This window comes from Magnetococcus sp. PR-3, from assembly GCF_036689865.1.
Lineage (GTDB): Bacteria > Pseudomonadota > Magnetococcia > Magnetococcales > Magnetococcaceae > Magnetococcus.
This window is the reverse complement of the sequence record NZ_JBAHUQ010000075.1, coordinates 1-1,604: the sequence shown is the minus strand read 5'-3', so window position 1 is coordinate 1,604 and position 1,604 is coordinate 1. Positions and strand designations below refer to the sequence as shown.

Sequence of the window (1,604 nt, the reverse complement as noted above, 5' to 3'; positions counted from 1 at the left end):
TATTGAGAACGCTTCGCATCTTAAGAGATGCCGGGGGCTGGCAGGCCCCCGGCGAAGGAATGAGTTTGCACAGTCATTCCCCCAAACCCACGATTAAGGACCGTCCAAGAACCTCACCGTGGAAAAGATCTTACCGGGATAAAATCCCGGTCTAATTCTTTCCGCTTCATGAACCAGACTTTACGGCTTTTCGGGTTCCCATCAAAACAAACCACATGCTTGTTTTTCATAGCCCACTCCTTAAAACCGCCCGACTCACGAAGCAGACTATCACCGACTTTTTGAACCTCATCCCCAAGCCCCATAAGAACAAGCTCCCAGCGGATTTCATTCCACTTTACAAGTGTGCCATCCCATGGAATCACACTTATTTTTTTGGGCTTCCCCTGATAAAGCTGGCTCATACCCACCCCCAAAGCAGGGATGCAGAAACCACAAAACAGAGGATAAAAATCACATAACCTAAATTTTCTATTGTTTTGTCCATCGTTCGCCCCTTTTGGTGAGAATTTGCACCCCAAACCTTCCCTTTTTATCGAGATAGGGGAGCCGGTTTCGAACCCGACTCCCCAGGGGGGCAAACTGGTTTTGCGTTCATGAACAAGAGACTTTAAATCTGCTTGTTCATGACCAAGAGACAAACATATCTGATTTATGTTTGTCAAGCGGTCATGAACAGATTATCATTTTTTTGGGCAATACAAATCCTGAAGAAGGGGCAAGCATCATGATGACAATCGATAATTACTGTGATCTAGCTAAACAAAACCATGCACTTAAGAATGACTCCGCTTTAGCTGAAGCCCTGAATCTAAAAAGAAACGCTATCTCAAATTGGCGCACCAAGCGTGCTTGGCCAAATGATGAATCAATGGTTGCCCTTGCAGAGTTGGCGGGGAAAGATCCAGGAGAAGCCCTTTTGCACCTAGCATCATGGCGCACAGGGGGTAAAGCTCATCAAGAGTGGCAAAAATTATTCATGACTCTTACGGGAACGGCAGCAATATTTGCTCTGTTTTTCGTAGATTCTTCAACGTTTTTCGATATGTCGAATATGCAATACGTATGCATTGGTGGGGTGTATGCAACAAAGCTCAATACATCTTATGCGACACTATATGAAAACCATGATTCTTGGCTTTTCAAGCTATTACAGCCATTACAAAGATCTGACAGCAGATAGAGATCTTTTCACCAACCCACGCTGCACAATTAGCATCATACTTTCAGGACTTAGCAGATAGGCTAAGAGAGTATTCAGAATCCAACCAACCAATCCATGCCAGACAACAAGCAGCTATCGCAACGGCTCAACTTGTCCATGAAGCAGCTTGGGATGTATTGCGGCTAGAAAAAGCAGGTCTACATAAAGAGGCTGCAATTGTTCAGGTAGCCACACAGAGTGGCTTACCTATGTGGGTATTAAGATCCGCAGCAGAAAACCACAGACTAGCATTCCTCAACCACCATAAAGGCTCACGAGACAGCATGATCAAAGACCTTTGGGAGGAAGGCAAAACCCAAAAATATATTTCTGACTTAGTCGGGCTTTCACCATCACAAATCAGCAGAATTTGCAATTCAGCTAATGACGCATAACTAAC

The 1,604-nt window shown here is 44.6% G+C and carries 3 protein-coding genes; 1 reads left to right on the top strand and 2 read right to left on the bottom strand.

Going from position 1 to position 1,604, the window contains the following annotated elements; genetic code table 11:
• Window positions 1-113 precede the first annotated feature (113 nt).
• Window positions 114-404, bottom strand: coding sequence for a hypothetical protein (locus V5T57_RS20580; protein ID WP_332893152.1), 291 nt, complete (start codon window positions 402-404; stop codon window positions 114-116).
• Window positions 405-727: 323 nt separating this feature from the next.
• Between V5T57_RS20580 and V5T57_RS20575 the strand changes: the two genes are divergently transcribed.
• The gene (locus V5T57_RS20575) at window positions 728-1,183 is read left to right on the top strand and encodes a hypothetical protein (protein WP_332893151.1); all 456 of its coding nucleotides are present in this window, start codon (window positions 728-730) and stop codon (window positions 1,181-1,183) included.
• Between the two features lie 202 nt (window positions 1,184-1,385).
• Here V5T57_RS20575 and V5T57_RS20570 read toward each other — a convergent pair.
• Window positions 1,386-1,604, bottom strand: a 219-nt coding sequence (locus V5T57_RS20570) for a hypothetical protein (RefSeq protein ID WP_332893150.1), incomplete at its 5' end; no start/stop codon positions are given.

Excerpts from the sequence above, each read along its gene's own strand:
- V5T57_RS20580 (WP_332893152.1), bottom strand. The coding sequence starts at position 404 with ATGAGCCAGCTTTATCAGGGGAAGCCCAAAAAAATAAGTGTGATTCCA.
- V5T57_RS20575 (WP_332893151.1), top strand. The coding sequence starts at position 728 with ATGATGACAATCGATAATTACTGTGATCTAGCTAAACAAAACCATGCA.